Annotated in this window: 23 protein-coding genes and 1 tRNA gene; 19 read left to right on the plus strand and 5 right to left on the minus strand. The window is 71.6% G+C overall.

The genetic code is table 11. The features are described 5' to 3' along the window. Positions 1-152: 152 nt before the first annotated feature. The gene (locus ACH4VO_RS12885) at positions 153-1493 is read left to right on the plus strand and encodes a hypothetical protein (RefSeq protein ID WP_360994209.1); all 1341 of its coding nucleotides are present in this window, start codon (positions 153-155) and stop codon (positions 1491-1493) included. Positions 1494-1620: 127 nt separating this feature from the next. Here the strand turns inward: ACH4VO_RS12885 and ACH4VO_RS12890 are convergent, their stop codons facing one another. After that, entirely contained in the window at positions 1621-2475 is an 855-nt protein-coding gene (locus ACH4VO_RS12890) for a DUF4157 domain-containing protein (protein ID WP_360994212.1), read from the minus strand. 235 nt (positions 2476-2710) lie between these two features. Between ACH4VO_RS12890 and ACH4VO_RS12895 the strand changes: the two genes are divergently transcribed. The 4 genes from ACH4VO_RS12895 to ACH4VO_RS12910 all read left to right on the plus strand — a co-directional run bounded on the left by ACH4VO_RS12895 (position 2711) and on the right by ACH4VO_RS12910 (position 6192). After that, positions 2711-3322, plus strand: coding sequence for an HhH-GPD-type base excision DNA repair protein (locus ACH4VO_RS12895; RefSeq protein ID WP_360994215.1), 612 nt, complete (start codon positions 2711-2713; stop codon positions 3320-3322). A gap of 102 nt (positions 3323-3424) precedes the next feature. Further along, positions 3425-4972, plus strand: coding sequence for a M28 family metallopeptidase (locus tag ACH4VO_RS12900; RefSeq protein WP_360994218.1), 1548 nt, complete (start codon positions 3425-3427; stop codon positions 4970-4972). A gap of 180 nt (positions 4973-5152) precedes the next feature. Further along, on the plus strand, positions 5153-5449 hold the full coding sequence (locus tag ACH4VO_RS12905; RefSeq protein WP_014155093.1) for a type II toxin-antitoxin system VapB family antitoxin: 297 nt from the start codon (positions 5153-5155) through the stop codon (positions 5447-5449). Between the two features lie 143 nt (positions 5450-5592). After that, positions 5593-6192, plus strand: a complete 600-nt coding sequence (locus tag ACH4VO_RS12910) for a LytR C-terminal domain-containing protein (protein ID WP_360994446.1) — start codon at positions 5593-5595, stop codon at positions 6190-6192. A 101-nt stretch (positions 6193-6293) separates the two neighbouring features. On the opposite strand, the gene upp is transcribed toward ACH4VO_RS12910, so the two are convergent. After that, positions 6294-6929, minus strand: coding sequence for a uracil phosphoribosyltransferase (gene upp, locus ACH4VO_RS12915; protein WP_360994221.1), 636 nt, complete (start codon positions 6927-6929; stop codon positions 6294-6296). Between the two features lie 114 nt (positions 6930-7043). Here upp and ACH4VO_RS12920 point away from each other — a divergent pair, with 114 nt between their 5' ends. The 8 genes from ACH4VO_RS12920 to ACH4VO_RS12955 all read left to right on the plus strand — a co-directional run bounded on the left by ACH4VO_RS12920 (position 7044) and on the right by ACH4VO_RS12955 (position 11915). After that, positions 7044-7280, plus strand: coding sequence for a hypothetical protein (locus ACH4VO_RS12920; protein ID WP_069172101.1), 237 nt, complete (start codon positions 7044-7046; stop codon positions 7278-7280). Between the two features lie 217 nt (positions 7281-7497). Then, a complete protein-coding gene (locus ACH4VO_RS12925) occupies positions 7498-8073 on the plus strand; it encodes a hypothetical protein (protein ID WP_360994452.1) in 576 nt (191 codons plus the stop codon). Positions 8074-8151: 78 nt separating this feature from the next. Beyond that, the gene (gene tadA, locus ACH4VO_RS12930) at positions 8152-8580 is read left to right on the plus strand and encodes a tRNA adenosine(34) deaminase TadA (RefSeq protein ID WP_360994454.1); all 429 of its coding nucleotides are present in this window, start codon (positions 8152-8154) and stop codon (positions 8578-8580) included. 227 nt (positions 8581-8807) lie between these two features. Further along, a tRNA-Ser gene (locus ACH4VO_RS12935) sits at positions 8808-8892 on the plus strand. A gap of 408 nt (positions 8893-9300) precedes the next feature. Next, positions 9301-9465 (plus strand): hypothetical protein, encoded by a 165-nt coding sequence (locus ACH4VO_RS12940; RefSeq protein ID WP_360994224.1) that lies wholly within the window; start codon positions 9301-9303, stop codon positions 9463-9465. A gap of 8 nt (positions 9466-9473) precedes the next feature. Beyond that, complete coding sequence (locus ACH4VO_RS12945; RefSeq protein ID WP_360994227.1) at positions 9474-9767, plus strand: Dabb family protein; 294 nt, start codon at positions 9474-9476, stop codon at positions 9765-9767. A gap of 186 nt (positions 9768-9953) precedes the next feature. Further along, positions 9954-10814 carry an RNA polymerase sigma factor SigF gene (locus tag ACH4VO_RS12950; protein ID WP_360994230.1) on the plus strand — a complete coding sequence of 287 codons (861 nt, stop codon included), beginning with the start codon at positions 9954-9956 and terminating at the stop codon, positions 10812-10814. 234 nt (positions 10815-11048) lie between these two features. Then, positions 11049-11915, plus strand: coding sequence for an RNA polymerase sigma factor SigF (locus ACH4VO_RS12955; protein WP_360994233.1), 867 nt, complete (start codon positions 11049-11051; stop codon positions 11913-11915). 418 nt (positions 11916-12333) lie between these two features. On the opposite strand, the gene ACH4VO_RS12960 is transcribed toward ACH4VO_RS12955, so the two are convergent. Beyond that, positions 12334-12549 carry a hypothetical protein gene (locus tag ACH4VO_RS12960; RefSeq protein WP_360994236.1) on the minus strand — a complete coding sequence of 72 codons (216 nt, stop codon included), beginning with the start codon at positions 12547-12549 and terminating at the stop codon, positions 12334-12336. 434 nt (positions 12550-12983) lie between these two features. Between ACH4VO_RS12960 and ACH4VO_RS12965 the strand changes: the two genes are divergently transcribed. The 6 genes from ACH4VO_RS12965 (at position 12984) to ACH4VO_RS12990 (ending at position 19606) form a co-directional block, all read left to right on the plus strand. Continuing rightward, positions 12984-13496, plus strand: coding sequence for a MarR family winged helix-turn-helix transcriptional regulator (locus ACH4VO_RS12965; RefSeq protein ID WP_360994239.1), 513 nt, complete (start codon positions 12984-12986; stop codon positions 13494-13496). A gap of 23 nt (positions 13497-13519) precedes the next feature. Then, on the plus strand, positions 13520-16018 hold the full coding sequence (locus ACH4VO_RS12970) for an MFS transporter (RefSeq protein ID WP_360994242.1): 2499 nt from the start codon (positions 13520-13522) through the stop codon (positions 16016-16018). Between the two features lie 223 nt (positions 16019-16241). Beyond that, complete coding sequence (locus tag ACH4VO_RS12975; RefSeq protein ID WP_360994245.1) at positions 16242-17057, plus strand: YceI family protein; 816 nt, start codon at positions 16242-16244, stop codon at positions 17055-17057. 9 nt (positions 17058-17066) lie between these two features. Beyond that, a complete protein-coding gene (locus tag ACH4VO_RS12980) occupies positions 17067-17537 on the plus strand; it encodes a PPOX class F420-dependent oxidoreductase (RefSeq protein ID WP_360994247.1) in 471 nt (156 codons plus the stop codon). A gap of 7 nt (positions 17538-17544) precedes the next feature. Then, positions 17545-18492, plus strand: coding sequence for an NAD(P)-dependent oxidoreductase (locus ACH4VO_RS12985; RefSeq protein WP_360994250.1), 948 nt, complete (start codon positions 17545-17547; stop codon positions 18490-18492). 265 nt (positions 18493-18757) lie between these two features. Further along, positions 18758-19606, plus strand: coding sequence for an endonuclease/exonuclease/phosphatase family protein (locus ACH4VO_RS12990; RefSeq protein WP_360994253.1), 849 nt, complete (start codon positions 18758-18760; stop codon positions 19604-19606). 217 nt (positions 19607-19823) lie between these two features. On the opposite strand, the gene ACH4VO_RS12995 is transcribed toward ACH4VO_RS12990, so the two are convergent. Then, a complete protein-coding gene (locus ACH4VO_RS12995; protein ID WP_360994256.1) occupies positions 19824-22025 on the minus strand; it encodes a glycosyltransferase family 39 protein in 2202 nt (733 codons plus the stop codon). Beyond that, positions 22022-23326, minus strand: coding sequence for a bifunctional glycosyltransferase family 2/GtrA family protein (locus ACH4VO_RS13000; protein ID WP_360994259.1), 1305 nt, complete (start codon positions 23324-23326; stop codon positions 22022-22024). Before ACH4VO_RS13000 ends, ACH4VO_RS12995 begins: the two co-directional genes overlap by 4 nt. Positions 23327-23416: the final 90 nt, after the last annotated feature.

The following is a 23416-nucleotide window of genomic DNA, read 5'->3' on the forward strand; positions in this document are numbered from 1 at the left end:
CGCATTCGTCCGCCTCATAGATGTGAGGCGGACAGAAGATTCCCGTCTTCACTCCCGAGGAAACTAAATGGCCGTTCCGGGCATTGAATCTGCCCGAAAGTGTTCCTTCGAGGCCGATGCCCTGCCTCGGCTGCGCCTCTACGGTCCGCCGTATGAGTCTCACGGCAAGCCTCGACGCGTCGTCCGTCACCGCCGCACCAGGCGTGGAGACGGCCATTCCCCTGCAGGTCCTCAACTCGGGTCAGACCGTCGAGGAGTACCGCTTCGAGGTGGTCGGCGAGTGCGCCGCCTGGTCGGCGGTGGAGCCTGCCGTCCTGTCCCTGTACCCGGGTGACTCCGGGACAGTGTCACTCACACTGCGTCCGCCGCGCGATTCGACCGTACTCGCGGGCGAGACGGCGTTCGGGATCCGGGTGGCTCCCACCAGCGAGCAGAGCGAGACGGTGGTCCCGGAAGGCCGGGTGACGGTCCTGCCGTTCACCGAGACCACCGCCGAACTGGTACCGCGCAGCTCACACGGCTCACGGAGCGGGCGGCACCAACTCGCGGTGGACAACCGGGGCAACACACCGGTCACCGTGAGGCTCGGCGCCCAGCCGGGCAGCGAGCTCGCTCGCGTCGCCTTCGCCGCCCCGGAGTTCGAGATCGCGCCCGGACGTGCGGAGTTCGGGAAGCTGCGTGTCCGCCCGGCGAAGCGCATGTGGCGCGGTACGCCCGTGACGCATCCCTTCCAGGTGTCCGTGACCACGCTGGTGGCCGAAGGCCAGGAACCGGTCGAGCCGGTACTCGTTGACGGCTCGTACCAGCAGGAACCCCTCCTGCCGCGCTGGCTGCCCCGGGCGCTCATCACGGCGGCCGTGCTGCTGATCGCGCTGGTCGGGCTCTGGTACGCGCTGCTTCGTCCGGCCGTGAAGTCGGCTGCTCGCGAGGCAGTCACACCGGAAGCCGTACGCTCGGCCGCCGCGGCCGACAAGAGCCACGCGCCGGAGGAGGGCGGATCGTCGGAGACCGGCCCGGCGGCCGGGCCTGGGGCCGCCGACTCCGCCGGTGCGGGCGCAGACGGCGGCGAGTCGGCACCCGTGCCCGCGCCGAGCCCCTCAGCCGCGGCAGAAGCGGCAGCCGCCGCACCGACCAGCGCACAAGCCCGGGTGAGGGACTCGGTGGGTGGCGGCACGAACACCGCGACGGCCCTCCAGGTGCCGGACGGACACACGTTCCAGCTGACCGACATCGTGGTGCAGAACCCGCAGGGGGATGCCGGGACCGTCGTTGTGTCCGCCGGCCCCGACAGGCGGGTGCTGAGCCTCGGGCTGGAGAACTTCCGTGACTCCGACTACCACTTCGTGACGCCGATCATGGTCCCGGCGGGCGGCAAGGTCACCATGACCATCGACTGCCGGAAGGTGGGCAGGCCGGTGGGCGCGCCGACGCCTCCGCGCTGTTCGGAGTCGCTCTTCCTGGGCGGCACGATGCGTCCGGACTCCGCCGGCTGACACACCCGGCGGACCGTGGAACGGGAAAGACCTCGCGGACCGGCCGGCCGCCGTAAGGACGCCAGGACGCCCGGGCCGCTCAGGCCGGTACTCAGCCCGGCGCTCAGGCCGGTACTCAGGCCGGTACTCAGGCCGGTGGCGCGTCTTCCTCCTCCTCCGGATCCTTCTCCTGCGCCCGTTGCACGAACAGACCCTGCACATCGGCCGGCTGCTCGTCCTCGTCCTCCGTGGCCGCCCGCTGCACAGCGGGCCCGGCGGCCGCCGGGGACGATACCGCGGCGGGGGCCGGGTCCGACAGCACCCGGTCCGCGTTGGCGACCGCTTCGCGTTCGAACCTGTCGGACGGGTCGCTGACACGGATGCCCCCGGGGGCCTCCGTACCCTCCACCGGGCCGTGGCGTTGCTGGATCACATGGGTCAGCTCATGGGCCAGCGTCGTGCGGCCCTGCGCGGACGACGGGTCGTACGCCTCGCGCTGGAAGACCACGTGGTTGCCCACGGTGTAGGCGTGCGCACCGACGCTCTTTGCCGACTCGTGCGCGTCGGAGTCGTTGTGGACACGTACGTCGGAGAAGTCCGCGCCCATCCGGCTCTCCAGATCCGTACGGGTATCGGTGTCCAGGGGTGAACCTCCGCCGGACGAAACGACGTCGTGCACCGGCGACCGCTGCTCCTCCTCGGTGGGTTCCACCAGGCCGGCCTTGGAACGCTGGATCATCGGACCGAGGGCGCCGTTGCCGACGGTCCGCTGGAGTACGCCCATCCCGGCCGTGCCGACCACGTCGGCCCGGCCGGCGGCAGCGGCCCGGTAGAGGTGGTACGTACCGGCGCCCCCGTCGGGGGCGTGCCCCGCCCGGGACCCGGCAGGCACGCCGTCGTGTCCCAGGTCCCCGTGCACACTGTCGTGCCAGGGCCCGTCGACGCCCGAGTGGTTTCGCTCGTGATGCTGCTCGGGGTCGTGGTCGTGCACGTTCATCGTCATCTCCCCTGACCGCACCGTCACCGGCCGACACCGCGCGGATCCGCGCGGCCCGCCTCTTCCCGGCTCTCCACCATCACGGCAGGCTCCCTGTGCCGTCCAGCCCGCACCCGGTCCGTCCGGGGCAGCCGGTGCTGCCTCTTCGGGCAACCGGACAGGCCGAGCGGCCCAGGCCACCGGGTCCCTTCGGCAACCGCTGGAGTCGCCGATGCCCGCCGTCCTGGCGATGATCAAAGGTATGACCGACAACAGGACGGGCGAGAACGCCTCCGTGTGCATCGCCCAGCAGCCGGAGGCCGATGAGCTCCTGGGGCGCAGTCCGCTGGCCGCCCTGGTCGGCATGCTGCTGGACCAGCAGGTGCCGATGGAGTGGGCCTTCACCGGCCCCTTCACGCTGGCACGGCGTATGGGGTCGGACGACCTGGACGCCCGGGAGATCGCCGCGTACGACCCGGACGCCTTCACCGAACTCTTCACCACGAAACCCGCCCTGCACCGCTATCCGGGCTCCATGGCCAAGAGGGTGCGGCAACTCTGCCAGTTCCTGGTGGCGGAGTACGACGGCGACGCGAGCGCGGTCTGGGCGGACGCCGCCACCGGGACCGAGCTGCTGACAAGGCTGGGCGCGCTGCCCGGGTTCGGCACCCAAAAGGCGCAGATCTTCCTGGCCCTGCTGGGCAAGCAGTTCGGCGTACGCCCCACGGGGTGGCGAGAGGCGGCGGGGCCGTACGGGGAAGCCGGCTCGCACCGCTCGGTGGCCGACATCACCGGCCCCGAGTCGCTCGCCGAGGTACGGGCGCACAAGCAGCGGGTGAAGGCGGCGGCCAGGGCCGCGAGCCGGGCCAAGTGATCACCGACAGGCCATAACCGATCACATTCGGCCGTAGCGGTTCCCAGACACCGGCCGACTCGCTAACTTTCCTGCACATCCGTTCACGCCGGAAGGACTCCTGTGCACGCAACTCGTCGCAGAGCCGCAGCTGTTGTGGCCGCCACCGCCCTGGCCACACCGCTCCTCCTCGCCGCGTCCCCGCACCAGGGACACACCCCGCACGACCCGGCGAAGGAGGCTGCCAAGCTGTCGCAGAAGCTGGTGCAGCGCTCGTCGGCCGCGGACGCCTACCGGCATCTGCAGCGGTTCCAGGCGATAGCCGACTCGGCGGACGGCCACCGCGCGGCGGGCTCGCCCGGCCACGACGCCTCCGCCGCCTACGTCTACCGACTGCTCCGGAAGGCGGGGTACGAGGTCGGCTACCAGACCTTCGACTTCGTCTACACCGAGACGCTCGCCGAAAAGCTCTCCGTCGTCTCGCCCACACCCCGGGACGTCTCCATCAGGGCGATGACCTACACGAAGTCCACCCCCGTCGGCGGCCTCCGCGCCGCTCTCGCGGCCGTCCCCACCGACGACACCACGGGGTGCGAAGCGGCCGACTACGCCTCCGCCACCTTCACCGGGAAGATCGCCCTGATCAAACGCGGCGGCTGCTCCTTCGCCCAGAAGCAGGCGGCCGCCGCCGTCGCGGGCGCGGCGGGTGCGGTCATCTACAACAACACCGAGGGCGTGCTGTCCGGCACCCTCGGGGACGCCGCCTCGGCGAAGATCCCCACCGGCGGACTCACCAGGGAGGAGGGCGAGAAGCTCGTCGCCGACCTGGCCGGGGGTGAGGTGGCGGTCTCCTTCGAGATCCGCGAGCTCCAGGAGGAGCGCACCACCCGCAACGTCGTGGCGGAGACGCGGGGCGGGGACGCGACGAGGACGGTCATGCTCGGCGCCCACCTCGACTCGGTCACCGACGGCCCGGGCATCAACGACAACGCGTCCGGTTCGGCCGGCCTCCTCGAGGTCGCCCTGGAGCTGGCACGCACCCACCGGACGCCCGCCAACAAGGTGCGCTTCGCCTGGTGGTCGGCCGAGGAGAACGGCCTGCTGGGCTCCGAGGCGTACGTCGCCCAGCTCTCCCAGGCCCAGCGGGACAAGGTGGCGCTCTACCTCAACTTCGACATGATCGCCTCCCCGAACGGCGCCCAGTTCGTCTTCGACGGCGACGACTCCGACGGCGTGGGCGCGGGCCCGGGCCCCGAGGGTTCGGCGCAGCTGGAACACGACATCACGGCGTTCCTGGACAAGCAGGGCAAGCCGCACACCGGTACGGACTTCACCGGACGCTCCGACTACGGTCCGTTCGTCGAGGCCGGCATCCCGTCCGGCGGCACGGACACCGGCGCCGAGGGCATCAAGACGGCCGCCGAGGCGAAGACGTTCGGCGGCACGGCAGGCATCGCGTACGACCCCTGCTACCACGCGGCCTGCGACGACCTGGACAACCTCGACATGGCGCACTTCGACACCAACATCGACGTGATCGCCAACGCCGTGGGCACCTACGCCTACGACCTCCGCTCCCTGACCCGCCCCGCGCCCGCCGCCCCCAGCGCCGCCGCGACCGCCGGGAAGGGCGTCCTGCGCGAGGGCCACGCGCACGGCGTCACCGCGTAACGACGCGCCGTCCCGACACGCGTACGCCGCAGGCACCCGCACGCGCCTGCGGCGTACGCCCCCCGTGAGCGCCCCTCCGGCTGCCGCTCCCCGCCCTCCCGGCCGCGATGGGGTGATGACCGGCATCGCAGTCCCGCGCCATGGCTGCGCCAGGAGGCCCATGCCCGGTAGGCTTTCCGTGTGATCTTCAAGCGCATCGGAAATGGGCGGCCATATCCCGACCACGGCCGGGAAAGCACCCGACAGTGGGCGGATGTCGCGCCGCGTCCGGTCCGCCTGGACCAACTGGTGACGACCAAGGGCCAGCTGGACCTCGAAACCCTCCTCGCCGAGGACTCCACGTTCTACGGTGACCTCTTCGCGCACGTCGTGAAGTGGCAGGGCGACCTCTATCTGGAGGACGGGCTGCACCGCGCCGTCCGCGCCGCACTGCAGCAGCGCCAGGTGCTGCACGCCCGCGTCCTCGAAATGGGCTGACCGGCGCCACTCCCACCCGTGGCCCATTTCGGGCCTTTCGGGTGCTTTTGTGCACGTACGGGTGCCATCTGCTGATCGTTTAAGTAGGCATCATCACCAGGTCGCACTACGCTGCGGCCATGAGCATGCTGACCCCTCCCGGCATGGGCGGAAAGTACCGCGTCACGGGCAACACGTACCCGCGCATGCGTCGCCCGCGGAACCGCCGCAGACTGATCCTTTCGGGGGCCGCCGCCGTGGTGGCGCTCGGCCTGGCCGGCTGGGGCACGCTCCAGATCGTCGACGTGTTCACCGGGAGCCACGAGCAGGCGAACGCGGCGGACCGCCCGAAGACCTGCCCCTCCCCGACGGCGCCGGCGCCCGTGAAGACACTGCCGAAGCCCGCGGCCATCAAGGTCAACATCTACAACGCGACGCCCCGCAGCGGACTCGCCAAGGCCGCTGCGGACGAGCTCAAGAAACGCGGGTTCGTCATCGGCAAGGTGGACAACGCACCGGCCGCGTACGACAAGAAGGTGCCCGGCACCGGTCTGATGCTCGGGGCCCCGACCGCGGCCGACGGCTCGTTCCCCGTGCTCACCACCCAGCTGCCCGGGGCCGTAGGCAAGACCGACGCCCGCCGAACGGCGGACATCGACCTGATCATCGGCACGAAGTTCAAGGCGTTCAGCACGCCGGAGGCGGCGGCCTCCGCGCTCGCCGCCCTGACGAAGCCGGCCCCGGCCCCGTCCGCCTGCTCCTGAAAGCGCCGCGCGGCGCCGTCACCCGGCGGTGCCGCGCATTCGTTCGGACGCCGGGCCGGGCCGGCGGGCCCTTCCGACCGCTCGGCCCGCTCGAATCGGCGTCAGCCGGCGGTGCCGTACATCCGGTCACCGGCGTCCCCGAGGCCCGGCACGATGTAGCCGTTCTCGTTGAGCCGCTCGTCGACCGAGGCGGTGACCACCGTGACCGGCGTACCCGCCAGCTCGCGCTCCATGACCTCGACGCCCTCGGGCGCGGCGAGCAGCACGACTGCGGTGACATCGTCCGCACCGCGCTTGATCAGCTCACGGATGGCCGCCACGAGTGTGCCGCCGGTGGCCAGCATCGGGTCCAGGACATAGACCTGCCGCCCGGAGAGGTCCTCGGGCATCCGCGTCGCGTACGTCTCCGCCTGGAGCGTCTCCTCGTTGCGGATCATGCCCAGGAAGCCGACCTCGGCGGTCGGCAGGAGCCGCACCATGCCGTCCAGCATGCCGAGCCCGGCGCGCAGGATCGGGACGACCAGGGGGCGCGGGTGCGACAGCTTCACCCCGGTCGTGGCCGTCACCGGAGTCTCGATGTCGACCTGCTCGGTCCGCACATCCCTGGTGGCCTCGTACGCGAGGAGGGTGACCAGTTCGTCGGCGAGCCGCCGGAAGGTCGGGGAGTCGGTGCGCTTGTCGCGCAGCGTGGTGAGTTTGTGCGCCACCAGCGGGTGGTCGACGACGTGGATCCGCATGCCGTCAACAGTAGCCGGGCCCCGGCCGCGCTCTTCGCCGGTCTGCGCTGGCATCAAGCACCTGTTCGGAGGGAAGGTGGTGCCATATGGACCCAGCTTGGGGTGGTGTGTCGATTGCCCGACGGGGAGCAGCGGAATCAGGCACGGCGGGAACGCGACGCGCGCGACGTGCCCGAGGCGCAGGAGAGCGCGCCGGACGCGCAGGAGAGTGAAGCGGCGCGCCGCAGGCGCCGGGCACAGTTCCTCCGTGAACTGCACGAGGCGAAGCAGCTCCGCGACCGGGTCCAGCCCCGCCGCGCCCGTGCGGCCCGTATGCGCCAACAGATGCGGATGCGCACATTCCGCTGGTGACCGCCGGACGCCGGGCCCGCGGACAGGCCCTGTGAGGACGGTGCAAGGGCTGCCGCCGACCGGGCACTCCAGGAACTGATGGCCGACGCAACGGCCGAAGAGGTCTCGCAACGCGCTCGTTTCTGCCACGATGCCGATTGGGCGGGGCCCAGAGCAGCCGGATGACCGTCTGCCCTCCCGTCGGACCGATTCGCCTATGACCAGTGGGAGAGTCACGGTGTACTTCGCCGCACTGCTCGCGCGCACCGAAGACGGGTGGGAAGCGAGCGATACAGAGCTCGACGATGTGGAAACCCTGTCCGACCTGACGGATCTGGCCCGTGAGGCCTCGGTGGACGAGGACACGGTCCTGGTCTACATCGAGCAGGAGGACGCCTGGTTCGGCGTCGTCCGGGTGGACGGTGAGGAGGACCCCCGTATCTACGTCTCGGACGCGTCCGCCGCCGCCCGCTCCTCGTACGGGGAGATCCTGCTCACCGACGAACTGCTCGGCCGCGAACCGGGGGCCGAGGACGAGATCGCCGCACTCGAGGAACTCGTCGACCTCGACGTTCTGGAGGACGGCGAGCCCGACGCACCGAAGGACGGCGCCGACGATCCGGCCGACGCCGCCGTCCCCGACCTCGATCCGGACCACGATCCCGACGCCGTACCGGCCGGGCCGCTCGGCGATCTCGGGCTCCTGGCCGACCTCGGCCTGTCGGAGAAGGGCCTGTTGACCCTGCGTACCGACGCGCTCGCGGAGATCGCGGAGGCGCTCGGCGCCTCCGACGTCCTGGAGTCCGTCCGTTAGGGTCCGCGGGTGACCGCACCACCCCCACCTACCTCACCCCCTCCCACCGATCCCGTACGGGACCCGTGGCAGGCACCCATGCGCCAGGCCATCGACGAGGCGGCGCAGGCGGCGCTGGCCGGCGATGTGCCGGTCGGCGCCGTCGTGCTGGGCCCGGACGGCGCCCTGCTCGCCACCGGCCACAACGAACGCGAGACGGCCGGCGACCCGACCGCGCACGCCGAGGTGCTCGCCCTGCGCCGGGCCGCCGCCGCCCTCGGTGCCTGGCGGCTGACGGGGTGCACGCTGGTCGTCACCCTGGAACCCTGCACGATGTGCGCGGGGGCGCTGGTGCAGTCCCGGGTGGGCCGGGTGGTCTACGGCGCGCGGGACGAGAAGGCCGGGGCCGCGGGTTCGCTCTGGGACGTCGTCCGCGACCGCCGGCTCAACCACCGCCCCGAGGTGATCCCCGGTGTCCTGGAGGAGGCCTGCGCGGCCCAGCTGACGGCGTTCTTCCGCGACCGCTGACGTGCCCTTCCACAGCGGCCCGCTCCCGCCCGGAACGCGACGCGTGGGCCTGGAGGCTGTCCCCCAACTCCCGGCGGGCGCGCGACGACAGCTACGGCACCTCGCCGCGCTGCCGGAACGTCCCCGGGCATCCGACGGCGCGCGCCGATCCACCGGGAATTGCGGGACGGGACCTCAGAGGGAATCGGATGTCGAACCACGGCCCGGAATGGTCTAAGCTCTCTCTCGGTAGCGTGTCCGAGCGGCCGAAGGAGCTCGCCTCGAAAGCGAGTGTGGGGAAACTCACCGAGGGTTCAAATCCCTCCGCTACCGCTCTTCACGAAGGGCCCGGCGCAGTGCGCCGGGCCCTTCGAGCGTTCCTGGCCCCGGAGCACGGGCCGCAGGACACGGTGGGTGAGACCGGGGGAAGCGGCATCGGGGGGACAAGCCGCTTCCCCCGGGGAGGACGGGGACCCAGGCCCTCACCGCGGCCGGGGGGAAGTGCCGCGGCGCGGACCCCGAAGAGGTCCTGTCCCTCGGCCCGCGCAGTGATGACACATACGGCGGGCCGTCCCCCATTCTCCTCCCCACCGGAAGCCGCGCCGGTGGGCGAAGGACCCGGATCGTCAGGCCCTTGGTCCCTGAGAACGGCGTCAGTGATCGCAAAGGGCCCCTGTATACGGGCATCCGTGCGGCTAGAATCACGCGACTGCACAGGTGATCGAACGGAGGGGCCGGGCTGTGGTGCAAGCGAAGAAGATCGCGCTCTACATGATTGTGGTCTTCGTGCTGTACACGATCATCACCTCCCCCGCCCGGGCCGCCGACCTCGTCCAAGTAGGGTTCGAGGGCATATCGAGTGCCGCTCAGGGCGTCGGGGACTTCATGTCCGAGCTCGTGAAGTAGGAGAAGCCGTGATCCGCCACCTGGTCCTGTTCAAGCTGAACGACGGCGTCGGACGGGACGATCCGCGGGTCGTCGCGGGGGCCCGGGCCTTCCAGGAGCTCGGCGGGAAGATCCCCGAGTTGGAGTTCTGGGAGTGCGCCTGGAACATCACCGATCGGCCGATCGCGTACGACTTCGCCATCAATTCGGCGGTCGCCGACGAGGACTCCCTGAAGCGCTACATCGAGCACCCGGCCCATCAGGAGGCAGCCGGTCAGTGGCGTGCTTTCGCCACTTGGGTGATCGCCGACTACCCCTTCTGACGTTCCCACTCCCCGGCCCGCCAAGTCCCTCCCCGTACAGGAGAGGGGCTTTTCGGCATGTTTAAACCACAACACCCTCAACACGACTCTATGCGGTGCTTGCACACAGTGGGCATGTCTTGTGATGCTATGACCGCTTTTGACGGATGAGTTGACCGTAGTTGACCGCAAAGGGGTGGCGACACCGTGCCGGCCAGTACAGCGCCTCAAGTCCCGCCCCAGAACGTCCAGACCGACGACATCCAGACCGAGACGCCCGACCCCTCCGCACCGCCCACGAGAACCAGGGGCGCGGACACCAGGGCACTCACCCAGGTGCTGTTCGGCCGCCTCAAGACCCTGGAGCCCGGCACCCCGGAGCACGACCGGGTCCGTACCGCGCTGATCGAGGCGAACCTGCCGCTCGTGCGGTACGCGGCGGCCCGGTTCCGCAGCCGCAACGAGCCGATGGAGGACGTCGTCCAGGTCGGCACCATCGGCCTGATCAACGCCATCGACCGTTTCGACCCGGAACGCGGCGTCCAGTTCCCGACGTTCGCCATGCCGACCGTGGTCGGCGAGATCAAGCGCTACTTCCGGGACAACGTGCGGACCGTGCACGTGCCCCGGCGGTTGCACGAGCTCTGGGTGCAGGTCACGGGGGCAACCGAGGACCTGACGACGGCTCACGGGCGTTCACCGACCACCTCGGAGATCGCCGAGCGGCTGAAGATCGCCGAGGAAGAGGTCCTCGCCTGCATCGAGGCCGGCCGTTCGTACCACGCGACCTCACTGGAGGCAGCCCAGGAGGGTGACGGACTGCCAGGTCTGCTGGACCGGCTGGGGTACGAGGACCCGGCGCTGGCCGGAGTCGAACATCGCGACCTCGTACGGCACCTGCTCGTCCAGCTGCCCGAGCGCGAGCAGCGGATCCTGCTGCTCCGCTACTACAACAACCTGACCCAGTCCCAGATCAGCGCGGAACTGGGCGTCTCCCAGATGCACGTGTCAAGGCTTCTTGCCAGAAGCTTTGCCCGTCTGCGATCCGCAAACAGGATCGAGGCATAACCGGAACGGGTAGACCCCACACAGGCTGTTTCCCGGGGCGTAAAAGCCGCACACCCCCCGTTTCCTGCACGGCTCCGGCGCTGACTTGTCGACAAGTCACTACAGCGTGTTGCCGACATGTGACATTCTGCTGGAACCGCGTTTGCCGCAGCCCTACCTCCGGTATTCAGGTGGAGGCTGCGTTCCTCCGATGGTCGTGGCCACCGCGACCGTCCGCGACCTCAAGGGGGTGGCATGTCCGCAGAACAGGGCAGCTCGAAGGTGCTCACGCTCACGAAGAGCGTGCCGGCACCCGCCGTGCTCACCAGCTCGCCGGAAGCCATCGACACCCGCACCCTGTCCCGCTCCCTGTTCCTGCGGCTCGCCGCGCTGGGCCCCGCCTCGGGTCCCGACGGAACGGACAGCCCCGAGCGGACCTATGTGCGGGACACACTCATCGAGCTCAACCTCCCGCTCGTGCGGTACGCGGCGGCGCGGTTCCGGAGCCGTAACGAACCCATGGAGGACATCGTCCAGGTCGGGACGATCGGCCTGATCAAGGCCATCGACCGTTTCGACTGCGAACGGGGCGTGGAATTCCCCACGTTCGCGATGCCGACCGTGGTGGGCGAGATCAAACGCTTCTTCCGCGACACCTCCTGGTCGGTGCGGGTGCCGCGTCGGCTCCAGGAGTTGCGGCTCGCCCTCACCAAGGCCAGTGACGAGCTCGCCCAGAAGCTCGACCGCTCGCCGACCGTCCCGGAGCTGGCCAAGGCGCTCGGCGTCTCCGAGGAGGACGTCGTCGACGGCCTGGCCGTGGGCAACGCCTACACGGCCTCCTCGCTGGACTCCCCGTCCCCCGAGGACGACAGCGGCGAGGGCTCGCTGGCGGACCGCCTGGGGTACGAGGACGCGGCGCTGGAAGGCGTCGAGTACCGCGAGTCCCTGAAGCCGCTGCTGGCCAGACTCGCCCCGCGCGAGCGGCAGATCATCATGCTGCGCTTCTTCGCCAACATGACCCAGTCGCAGATCGGCGAGGAGGTCGGCATCTCGCAGATGCATGTCTCACGGCTGCTGACCCGCACCCTCACCCAGCTCAGGGAAGGGCTCATCGCCGACTGAGCCGGCGCACGGGCCTGGTGGGAGGGAGCGGCAGGCCTGCCGCTCCCTCCCACCAGGTCCGTCGGTCCGTCCGGCGACGACGCCTCGCCCGAGACGCGGCTCCACCGGCCGCCGCCGGCCGTGCTCACCGCCCCGGCTGCCGCGCGGATCGCCCCCGGGACCGTCCGGACCTCCGGCGCCGTCCGGCCGCGGGCGGGACGGCCGGGCAACCGAGGAAACGGGAGGCACCCGCCTCCCCCGTAGGTCGCACGCGGGAGGCGGGTGCGCGCCAGGGCAGGCTACGCCTGTACGGGCCCAGGCCGGCCCCGTTCGGCCGCACGGCTGCCGGGCGGGCCTGCCGGGTCACCTGCGTACCGCCGCTCCGGATCCGGGCAGGCGAGCAGGGGCGCCGAGGGGAGCCGGCAGGGGGCCGGACAGGTCAGCCGAGCGCCAGCCAGGCGACGGCGCCGAGGACGATGACCACGGCGACGATGGCCACGATCACCCCGGTCCTGGAATCGGACGAGGCCGCGGCCGGCTGCTGCCTGCGCTGCGGCTCGCCCTCGTCGACAAAGGCGCGGAACATCTGGGTGCTGCCCGCCGGATCGTGAGTGCCCTCGGGGCCCGGCTGCGGGGCGTGGGGGTTGTGTGCCATGGCCCAGGACCCTAGCGAACGCGGCCGTACCGCCCAACCCCCGGGTCCGCTAAGGCCGATGCCCCTCCCGTACGTCCACGGCCTCTTCACCCGGCCGTCGTAGCGGCCGCACCGTCTCCGCGAGCCCCGGCCCCGGCGTCTGCCTCAGCCCTTTCCGGCCTGCCCTCTCCACGCCGTCTCCTCCTCTCCCTTCTTTCCGGGCCTCTCCTCCGGCCCCCTCCGACCCCCGTCCGACACTCCTGCGACCCTCCGGAATGTGCCGAGGGACACATCCGGACCAGGGCACCCTGCGTGCGCTGGGCGCTTGACCGGGAGCCTACGGAGCCTTTTGGCTTCCTTTACTTCTGCAAGCCCCATTTCGTTTGCCTGTAGCAACCAACGGCTTATATCGTTGCCCTAAGCAACAAGATGTCCCGTAGATGCCAGGAGGGCCGGTGGCCGCACGGAGCCAGTACGAGGAACTGGCCCGGCAGCTCAGCGCCGTCGGGGCCGTCAAGCGCGGCCTCGCCCGCATCCTGCCTTCCGAGTGCCCCAGCGGTTCGGCCGCGGTCCTCACGCTCCTGGCCAAGTACGGCGAGATGCGGATCACCCGGCTGGCCGAGCTGCTGGCCGTCGACATGTCTGTGACCAGCAGACATGTCGCCCACGTGGTGGACAACGGCTGGATCGAACGGTTCCCGGACCCGGCGGACAAGCGGTCCCGCATCCTGCGGCTGACCCCGGCCGGCACGGCGCTGCTCGACGAGCTGACTCGGCGCACCACCGAGATGTTCGCCCACAACCTCATCGACTGGTCCGACGAAGAAGTCGGACAGCTCAACACGTTGCTGTCCCGGCTGCGCGACAGTTTCTCCTGCCGCGGCTCCGGTGGATGCGTCCCCGGACGACACAGCGGCGACTGCCGCGCCGGGCACTTCGACGACTCGTACACCCGTACACCCGTGTAACAGAAGCAAAGACAAGGATTTTCATGGCTACGACCACACCGACCGGTGTGCGGGGCGGCCACGCCAAGCACGGGGGCTCGGAAGCCCCCGGCGGCGCGCCGATGACACACCGTCAGATCATGGAAGCGCTGACCGGGCTGCTGCTCGGCATGTTCGTCGCGATCCTGTCGTCGACGGTCGTTTCCAACGCCCTGCCCGAGATCATCTCCGACCTCGGCGGCGGCCAGAGCGCCTACACCTGGGTCGTCACGGCCTCGCTGCTGGCCATGACCGCCACCACGCCCCTGTGGGGCAAGCTCGCCGACCTGTTCAGCAAGAAGCTGCTGGTCCAGATAGCCCTGGTCATCTACGTCGCCGGTTCGGTGGTGGCCGGCCTGTCGACCAGCAGCGGCATGCTCATCGCCTGCCGTGTCGTGCAGGGCGTCGGCGTCGGCGGTCTCTCCGCCCTCGCCCAGATCGTGATGGCCGCGATGATCTCCCCGCGCGAGCGCGGGCGCTACAGCGGCTACCTCGGCGCGGTCTTCGCCGTCGCCACGGTGGGCGGGCCGCTGCTCGGCGGCGTCATCACCGACACCAGCTGGATGGGATGGCGCTGGTGCTTCTACGTGGGCGTGCCGTTCGCCGTCATCGCCCTGATCGTCCTGCAGAAGACCCTGAAGCTCCCGATCGTCAAGCGCGACGTCAAGGTCGACTGGTCGGGCGCGTTCTTCATCAGCGCCGCCGTCTCGCTGCTGCTGCTCTGGGTGACCTTCGCGGGCGACAAGTACGACTGGGTCTCCTGGCAGACCTACACGATGCTCGGCGGCACCGTCGTGCTCATCGCGCTCTTCCTCCTCATCGAGTCGCGGGCCAGCGAGCCGATCATCCCGCTGCGCCTCTTCCGCAACCGCACCATCACGCTGGCCTCGCTGGCTTCGCTGTTCGTCGGTGTCGCGATGTTCGCGGGCACCGTCTTCTTCAGCCAGTACTTCCAGCTGGCGCGTGACAAGTCGCCGACGATGTCAGGCGTCATGACCATCCCGATGATCGCCGGTCTGTTCCTCTCCTCGACCGTCTCCGGCCAGGTCATCACCAAGACGGGCCGCTGGAAGGCCTGGCTGGTCAGCGGTGGCTTCCTGGTCACCGCCGGTCTCGGGATGCTGGGCACCATCCGGTACGACACCACGTACTGGCACATCGCGATCTTCATGTTCGTCATGGGCCTCGGCATCGGCATGATGATGCAGAACCTGGTCCTCGCCACGCAGAACCAGGTAGCCCCCGCCGACCTCGGCGCGGCCAGCTCCGTCGTCACGTTCTTCCGTTCGCTCGGTGGTGCGATCGGTGTCTCCGCCCTGGGCGCCGTCATGGCCAACCGCGTCACCCACTACGTCAAGGAGGGCCTCGCCGACCTCGGCCCCGAGGGTGCGGCCCTGGGCCACGGCGGAACCGGCGGCGGGGGCATCCCCGACCTGGACGCGCTCCCCGCGCCCTTCCGCACGGTCATGGAGGTGGCGTACGGACACGGTGTCGCCGACGTCTTCATGTACGCAGCACCGGCCGCGCTGGTCGCCTTCGTCGTGACCCTCTTCATCAAGGAGGTCGCCCTGAAGACGCACGCGGGCAACGACTCCGTCCCGGCCTCGGCCGAGGCGCCGGACGCGAAGGCCCTCGCCTCCTCCGACACGACCACCGCACTCGTCGCCGAGGGAACGGCCGGAGTCACCTCGGTCGCCGTCGGCACCGAGGCGGCTGCCGCGCCGGCCCCGGCCGTCCAGGGCACGCCCGTGCGAGGGGTGGTCCGTGGTGCCGAGGGCGCACCCGTCGCCCAGGCGGCCGTCACGCTCATCTCGCTGGGCGGCAGGCAGCTGGGGCGCTGTGTCGCCCAGGCCGACGGCGGTTACGTACTGGACGCTCCGGGCTCCGGCTCGTACGTCCTGATCGCCTCCGCCGACGGTTTCCAGCCGCAGGCCTCCACCGTGGTCGTCTCGGACGAACCGCTGGCCTACGACATCCTGCTCGCCGGTACGAGCGGCCTCTCCGGGACCGTACGGACCTCTGAGGACGCCACCCCGGTCGAGGGCGCGATGGTCGTCGTGACCGACGTGCGCGGCGATGTGCTGGCCACCGGGGTCTCCGGTGGCGCCGGGGAGTTCGGCTTCGGCGAGCTCGTCCCCGGTTCGGTGACCGTGGCCGTGACGGCCGCCGGCTTCCGTCCGCTGGCCCTGCCGGTGGAGATCGGCGGCCAGGGCGTCACCCGGGTCGCCGCGGTACTGCAGTCCGGCGCCCTGGTGCGCGGTGTCGTCCGGGCCGGTTCCGGGCGGGCCCCGCTGCCCGACGCCCGCGTCACGCTGATCGACGCGGCGGGCAACGTGGTCGCCACCTCGACGACCGGCGAGGACGGCGCGTACGCCTTCGCCGACCTGGACGCGGGTGAGTACTCGATCATCGCGACCGGCTACCCGCCGGTGGCCGGTGCGCTGACCGTGACCGGCGGCGGAGTCGACGGCCACGACATCGAACTGGCCCACCCGGGCGTGTAGCGATTACGGAGATCCACCAAGACCCCTGGCGGTACAGCACTCCCAGCGGAGAGGCTGTGGTCGTCGGCGGAAAAGGGCCCCGCGGTGGGAACGGCAGGCAGGGGACGGCCTGCCGTTCCCGCCCGCGGGGCCCACTCATCGAGTCACCGCGTCGCCGCGTCACGGGTGACCGAGTCACTGAGTCACCGGGCCACCGGGTGACCGAGCAAGGAGAGAACACGGGATGGGACTTCGCGCACAGGTACGCACGCGGGACGGCTGGGCGGTCCAGCACGCGGTCGTGACGGTGACGGACATGACGGGCACCCAGGTGCTCCGGGCCGCCGCCGACGAGGACGGGGCCGTCCGCACCGGTGACCTCCTGCCGGCCGGCGCGTACACGGTGATCGTGACGGCCGTCGGGTACGCCCCCGCCGCGTCCACCGCGCTCGTCACGGCCAGTGGACGCGTCGAGGCGGGCACCGTGGTGCTGGCCCGGCAGGGCGGCGTGGAACTTCCCCCGCCGGGCACCTGGTCGCTCGACCCGGTCCACTCGTCGGTCGCCGCCGTCGCCCAGCACCTGGGGATCTCGAGCGTGCACGGCCGGTTCACCGAGTTCGGTGGCCGGATCGAGATCGCCCAGGACGTCCAGCGCTCCCGGGTGGAGGCCTACATCACGTCGGCCAGCATCGACACGGGCAACGGCATGCGGGACAAGCACCTGCGCTCGGCGGACTTCCTGGACGTCGAGCGGTACCCGGAGATCACCTACCGCTCCCGGGCGCTGACCCCGGCCGGTCCCGACCGCTGGACCGTCGACGGCGTCCTCACCATGCACGGCATCGCCCGGGACGTCGAACTCGACCTGAGCTACCTCGGCACCGGCCCCGACCCGTGGGGCGGGCTGCGGGCGGCCTTCCACGCGTCGGCGGAGCTGCGCCGCGCCGACTTCGCCATGAACTACAACCAGGTGGTGCAGGCGGGCATCTCCGCGATCGGCACCACCGTGCGGGTGGAGCTCGACATCCAGGCCGTGCAGGGGGAATCGGCCGAGGCATAGGCTGCCCGTATGGCACCCAACATCGCGACCAACACCCCTGTGGAGCTCGCCGAGCTGCTGGACTTCGTGCGGCCCCGGCACCGGGCGATCCTGCTGACCACCCGGTCCGACGGCCGTCCCCAGGGCTCGCCGCTCACCTGCGGTGTCGACGACGCCGGGCGGATCGTCGTCTCGACCTACCCGGAGCGGGCCAAGACCCGTAACGCCAAGCGGGACGAGCGGGTGAGCGTGATCGTCCTGTCGGACGACTGGAACGGCCCGTGGGTGCAGGTCGACGGATCCGCCGAGGTGATCGACGCGCCGGATTCGGTGGAGCCGCTCGTCGAGTACTTCCGGAACATCTCCGGGGAACACCCGGACTGGGACGAGTACCGGGCGGCGATGCTCAAGCAGGGCAAGTCCATCATCCGGATCACCCCGGAGCGCTGGAGTCCGGTCGCCACCGGCGGTTTCCCCGCCCGGCTGGCCACCGGCGGCTGACGGCCGTATGACACCGCCCCACCCCGGCGTGCTCGCACAGGCGCGGCTGCTGACCGCACCGGACCTCGGGCCGTCGGTGGTCCGCGCGCTCGAAGGGGTCACGGGACGCCGGGCCGGGCGTCCGCACGGCACCGCGCCGGACGGCCCCTTCGTGTACGTGGGAGCCGCACTGCCGGACGCCTTGCGGGCGCCGGAGCTGGTGTGGTTCCACAGCGTCAACGCGGGTACGGACGCGCTGCTCGCCGCCGGGCCCTGGCCGCAGGGTGCCCTGCTGACCCGGACCGTCGGCCGGATGGGGGAGCGGATCGCCCAGTATGTGGCGGCCTGGATCCTCGCCGAGAGCCAGTCGGTCACGGACCACGCCGAGCAGCACGCCCGTGCCGAGTGGCGGCGGCTGCCTTCCGGGCTCGTCGGCGGCCGGACCGTCGTCGTCCACGGAACCGGAGCCGTCGGAACCGCGGTCGCCGGGCTGCTGCGGAAGCTCTCCCTGCGCACGGTGGGTGTCCGCCGCACACCCGGTGGCACGGCTCCGGGCTTCGACCGCGTGGTCCCGGCCGGTGGCCGGGAGGAGACGGCGGAGCTGTCGGCCGCGCGGTGGGTGGTCTCCACCCTGCCGCTGACCGGCGCCACCGAACGGTTCTTCGACGGCGCCCGCTTCACCGCGATGGACGGCGCCTCCTTCATCAACGCCGGCCGCGGCGGGACCGTCGACATGGCGGCGCTGGAGTCGGCGCTGCACGCCGGAACCCTGCGGCGCGCCGTCCTCGACGTCCTGCCCGACGAGCCCGCGGGGCCGGAGGACCCCGTCTGGCGGCTGCCGCGCACGGTGATCACCTCGCACTCCGCCGGCATCACGGCCGACGAGGACGTCGTCACGGACTTCACGGCCTGCTGGGAGGCGGTGGCCCGGGGGCAGACCCCCGCCCTGGCCGTGGACACCGCCCGCGGCTACTGACGCCGCACGGCGTGCGGCCCGGGGACTGCCCGCCCACCGGATCGTGACCTCGCCGGGCCGCGCCGCACCGGACTCCCGCAGGCGGCCGGTCTCGGGCAGCGCCCGCCGCGTGTGGTCGGGGGCCCGGACCGCGCGCCCCGGGCCCGTCGGTTCCTGTTCCGGCACCGGCACGTCCCGTACGCCGGGCAACTCGTTTGCGCACCGTGCCCCGTGGGGTAGCTCTCCCGACGGCCCGGCACCTCGTTGAGCGGATGAGTGGAGTGGCATGACCCTGCGTCGTCGTACGGTGGGCTTCCTGATCGCCGCGGGTCTGTCGGCGACGGCACTCGCGCCGCCCGCGGTGGCCGCCGACCGGGCGCACGGGGTGCCGCTCCGCGTCGCCACGTACAACATCCACGCGGGTGCCGGCATGGACGGCGTGTTCGACCTGGACCGCCAGACGGACCAGTTGTGGGCCCTGGACGCCGACGTGATCGGTCTCCAGGAGGTCGACGCCCACTGGGGCACGCGCAGCGAGTGGCGGGATCTCGCGGGCGAACTGGCCCAGCGGCTGGACATGCGGGTCTCGTTCGCGCCCATATACAGCCTCGATCCACCGGCTCCGGGCGGGCCCAGGCGCGAGTACGGGGTGGCGCTGCTGTCCCGGTATCCCGTCGTGAGCGCGGAGAACCACGAGATCACCCGGCTCTCCACCCAGGACCAGAACCCGGTCCCGGCACCCGCCCCGGGCTTCGCCGAGGTGGTGCTGCGCGTGAAGGGACTGCCGCTGCACGTGTACGTCACGCACCTGGACTACCGCCCCGATCCGTCCGTACGGGCGGCACAGGTGGCCGACACCCGGCGGATCATGGGCGAGGACCGGGGCCGGAAGATCCTGCTGGGTGACTTCAACGCGGAACCGGACGCCCCCGAACTCGCCCCGCTCTGGCGGGAACTGACGGACGCCGACCCGGAAGCGCCGACGTTCCCGGCGCTGGACCCGGTGAAACGGATCGACTTCGTGGCGGTGTCGAAGGACGGCCCCGGGTCGGTCCGGGTGCACGCGGCGGCGGTGACCGAGACGCTCGCCTCGGACCACCGCCCCGTCGTGGCCGACCTCGAACTCCGGCGATAGCGAACGGCCCTGGCCGGGGAGGAGATGGGCGACCCCGGCCCCCAGGGCTGTCCCGCACCTCCCGGCGGGCGCGCGGCGACACCTACGGCACCTCGCCGCGTGGCCGGAACGTCCACATGCACCTGGAGTGGGGACATCCCTCCGCCGTGCGAGGCACCGCATCCGGCGCCGCGCGCCGATCCACCGGTGGTGCGGGACAGCCCTCAGCCGGCGTCCCTCAGCCGGCGTCCTTCGGCCGGGTGAGGTCGTAGAAGGTCGCGCTGCCCGCTGTCACCTCCGCGAAGTTCTCCTCCACCCAGGACGAGATCCGGGACGAGGTGCCGGCGCCGCCCATGCCGCCGCCCATGCCGCCGCCCATGCCGCCGCCCGTTCCGCCCGAGATCAGGTAGTGGATCCTGCCGTCCGCCACGTACTTCTTGAACTGCGCGAGCGTGGGTGACGGGTCACTGCCGTTGAAGCCGCCGACGGCCATCACCGGCTCACCGGTGGCCAGCTGGTAACTCGCCGCGTTCTGCGAGCCGATGGCCGCGGCGGCCCAGGTGTAGGCGTCGGCGTCCTGCGTCAGGAGTGCCTTGGCCCGGGCGTCGACGGACGCGCCGTTGAGGAGACCTCCCATACCGCCCCCGCCCATGCCGCCCTCGCCCATGGCGCCCGCGGGCAGGCCGCCGCCCGGCGCGTTCCCGGGTACCTGGCCCTGGCCCTGTTGTCCACCCCGTTGTCCGCCGCCGGGGAGACCGCCGCCGCCCTGGGTGGCGCCCGGAGCGTTGCCCGGTACCTGGCCGGCCGGTCCCGCCCCCTGTCCGGGAGGCCGCGTCCCCCCGCCGGGAAAGCCGCCTGGGAAGCCGCCGTCGCCCCCGCCGGGGCCTCCCCGGCCGCCGCCCGGTCCGCCCCTGCTCGCCCCCGCGGGTCCGGCGGTGACGATGGAGCCCTGGTGCCCGGTGTTCAGCGTGCCGGCCGTGTACGCGGCCGGTCCGGCCAGCGACGCCGCCAGTCCCAGCCCCACCACGCCCAGGACGAGCGCCCGCCCCAGCCGTGCGGCGAACACCAGCCCCACCGCGCCCAGGAGGCCGCCGGCCAGGACGGCCCAGCGCAGCCACGGGAGGTGATCCGGAGTGCGCCCCAGCAGGACGTACGACCAGAGGGCCGTCACCGCGACGGTCGCGGCGAGCGTGGTGCCCGCCCACCACCGGGCCCGCTCCTCCCACAGCACCGTGGCCCCCATGCCGGTCAGCGCCGCGATGGAGGGCGCCAGGGCGACCGTGTAGTACTGGTGGAAGATGCCGGCCATGAAGCTGAAGACCAACGCCGTCATCAGCAGCGAACCGCCCCAGGCCAGGAACGCCGCGCGGGCCGTGTCACTCCGCCCGGCCCGCCAGGTCAGCCACACGCCCGCGGCCAGCAGGAGCAGCGCGGCCGGCAGCAGCCAGGAGATCTGGCCGCCGACCTCCGCGTTGAACATCCGCCCGATGCCGGTCTCGCCCCAGCCGCCCCCCTGTCCACCGCCGCCACCGACGCTTCCGGTCTCCTCACCACTGAGGCGGCCGAGTCCGTTGTAACCGAAGGTGAGTTCGAGGAAGGAGTTGTTCTGCGAGCCCCCGATGTACGGGCGCGAGGAGGCGGGCCACAGTTCGACGACCGCCACCCACCAGCCGCCGGCGACGACCGTCGCCAGGGCGGACAGGCCGAGCTGGCCGAACCTCTTCCGTACGGGCACCGGCGCACACACCGCGTACAGCACGGCCAGCGGCGGCAGGATCAGGAACGCCTGCAGGGTCTTCGCCAGGAACGCGGCGCCGACCGCGGCCCCCGCCCACACCAGCCACTTCGTACGGCCGCCCTCCAGTGCGCGGAGCACGCAGTAGACGGTGGCGGTCATCAGGAGCGCGAGCAGGGCGTCCGGGTTGTTGAAGCGGAACATCAGGGCGGCGACGGGCGTCAACGCGAACACGGTCATCGTGAGCAGCCCGGCGGCGGCGCTGAAACGGCGGCGCACGGCGGCGTACAGCACTCCCGCCGTGGCGACGCCCATCACCACCTGGGGGATGAGGATCGCCCAGGAGTTCAGCCCGAAGATCCGTACCGACAGGGCCATCGGCCAGAGGGCCGCCGGGGGCTTGTCGACGGTGATGGCGTTCGCCGAGTCCAGCGAGCCGAAGAAGAAGGCCTTCCAGCTCTGGCTCCCGGCCTGTACGGCCGCCGAGTAGAAGGAGTTGGCGTAGCCGGAGGCGCTGAGGTTCCACAGGTACGCGAGCGCGATGACCAGCAGCATGCCGAGGAACGCGGGCCGCGCCCAGCGCGGGTCCTCGGGCCTGCCCCGGCGGATGCGCCGCGCGAGCGGCTCGGCCCGCACGGCGGCGTGCGCGGGCGGCCGGGGGGTGTGCGGCGGCGCCGGGAGCGGGTCGGGGTGGACGGCGGTCATCGGACGTTCCTCACGTCGTGGGCAGAACCCTTGTGGGTGTCCCGGTGGTCCGCGTGCGGGTCGGGGAAGACCCAGGCGCGGAAGAGCAGAAACCGCAGCACCGTCGCCGCGAGGTTGGCCGCGACCAGCACGGCGACTTCCGTGCCGTGCGAGGAGGAGCCGGTGACCGTGCCGAGCGCGGCCAGCGAGCCGCTGGTGAGGGCGAGCCCGATGGCGAACACGACGAGCCCCTGGGCCTGGTGGCGTACGGCCCCGCCCCGGCCGCGTACGCCGAAGGTGAGCCTCCGGTTGGCCGCCGTGTTGGCGACGGCGGAGACCAGGAGGGCCGCCGCGTTGGCGGTCTGCGGCCCGGTGCCCAGCCGGAAGAGGGAGTACAGGGCGAGGTAGACGAGCGTGGAGAGCGCGCCGACGACGCAGAAGCCGACCAGTTGCCGGGCGAGGCCGCGCGGTACGCCCGGCACGGCCCGGTCGCGCGGGTCGTCCCCGAAGGGCCGGGCCAGCCGGTCCAGCGGCAGGGCACCGGTGGCCAGGGCCCTGCCCACGCGCCAGACACCCTTGAGGTCCTCGGTGGCGGTCTTCACGAGGTGCACCGAGGAGTCGGGGTCGTCGACCCAGTCGACCGGCACCTCGTGGATACGCAGCCCGGCCCGCTCCGCGAGCACCAGCATCTCGGTGTCGAAGAACCATCCGGTGTCCTCGACCATGGGCAGCAGCCGCTGGGCGACCTCGCGCCGTATCGCCTTGAAGCCGCACTGGGCGTCGGTGAACCGGGCGGCCAGCGACGACCGCAGGATGAGGTTGTAGGACCGCGAGACGAACTCCCGCTTCGATCCCCGCACCACCCGCGAACTGCGGGCGAGACGCGAGCCGATGGCCAGGTCCGAGTGGCCGGAGATCAGCGGGGCGACCAGGGGCAGGAGCGCGTTGAGGTCGGTCGAGAGGTCGACGTCCATGTAGGCGAGGACCGGGGAGTCGGAGTGCGTCCACACGGTACGCAGGGCCCGCCCCCGGCCCTTCTCCTCCAGCCGGTACGACCGCACCTCCGGGATCCGGGCCGCCAGCCGGGCCGCCACCTCGGGGGTACGGTCGGTGCTCGCGTTGTCCGCGACGGTGATCCGGAAGCGGTACGGGAAAGTCCGCGCCAGGTGGTCGTGCAGGCGCAGCACACAGGGTTCAAGGTCCTCCTCCTCGTTGAAGACGGGGACCACCACGTCGAGTACGGGGGCGCCGGCCGCGTCGACCGCTGCGGCCAGGAGATGTTCCCGGGCAGGCAAGGAGCTCCATGGAGTGTCGGTTCGCATGGCACCGACATTCGCCAACCGCGCTGTCACGCCCGTGTGCTGAGCCTGTGGTCCGGCTGTGAGTACCCCGGTCGCGCGGACCCTTGGTAC

Source organism: Streptomyces sp. NPDC020780 (assembly GCF_044334475.1).
In the GTDB taxonomy this organism is placed as follows: Bacteria; Actinomycetota; Actinomycetes; order Streptomycetales; family Streptomycetaceae; genus Streptomyces.

Coding starts and splice junctions, on each gene's coding strand:
- ACH4VO_RS12990 (WP_360994253.1), top strand. CDS start 18,758: ATGACCCTGCGTCGTCGTACGGTGGGCTTCCTGATCGCCGCGGGTCTG.
- ACH4VO_RS12995 (WP_360994256.1), bottom strand. CDS start 22,025: ATGACCGCCGTCCACCCCGACCCGCTCCCGGCGCCGCCGCACACCCCC.
- ACH4VO_RS12980 (WP_360994247.1), top strand. CDS start 17,067: ATGGCACCCAACATCGCGACCAACACCCCTGTGGAGCTCGCCGAGCTG.
- ACH4VO_RS12885 (WP_360994209.1), top strand. CDS start 153: ATGAGTCTCACGGCAAGCCTCGACGCGTCGTCCGTCACCGCCGCACCA.
- upp (WP_360994221.1), bottom strand. CDS start 6,929: ATGCGGATCCACGTCGTCGACCACCCGCTGGTGGCGCACAAACTCACC.
- ACH4VO_RS12890 (WP_360994212.1), bottom strand. CDS start 2,475: ATGACGATGAACGTGCACGACCACGACCCCGAGCAGCATCACGAGCGA.
- ACH4VO_RS12895 (WP_360994215.1), top strand. CDS start 2,711: ATGACCGACAACAGGACGGGCGAGAACGCCTCCGTGTGCATCGCCCAG.
- ACH4VO_RS13000 (WP_360994259.1), bottom strand. CDS start 23,326: ATGCGAACCGACACTCCATGGAGCTCCTTGCCTGCCCGGGAACATCTC.
- tadA (WP_360994454.1), top strand. CDS start 8,152: ATGCGCCAGGCCATCGACGAGGCGGCGCAGGCGGCGCTGGCCGGCGAT.
- ACH4VO_RS12975 (WP_360994245.1), top strand. CDS start 16,242: ATGGGACTTCGCGCACAGGTACGCACGCGGGACGGCTGGGCGGTCCAG.
- ACH4VO_RS12970 (WP_360994242.1), top strand. CDS start 13,520: ATGGCTACGACCACACCGACCGGTGTGCGGGGCGGCCACGCCAAGCAC.
- ACH4VO_RS12960 (WP_360994236.1), bottom strand. CDS start 12,549: ATGGCACACAACCCCCACGCCCCGCAGCCGGGCCCCGAGGGCACTCAC.
- ACH4VO_RS12910 (WP_360994446.1), top strand. CDS start 5,593: ATGGGCGGAAAGTACCGCGTCACGGGCAACACGTACCCGCGCATGCGT.
- ACH4VO_RS12955 (WP_360994233.1), top strand. CDS start 11,049: ATGTCCGCAGAACAGGGCAGCTCGAAGGTGCTCACGCTCACGAAGAGC.
- ACH4VO_RS12985 (WP_360994250.1), top strand. CDS start 17,545: ATGACACCGCCCCACCCCGGCGTGCTCGCACAGGCGCGGCTGCTGACC.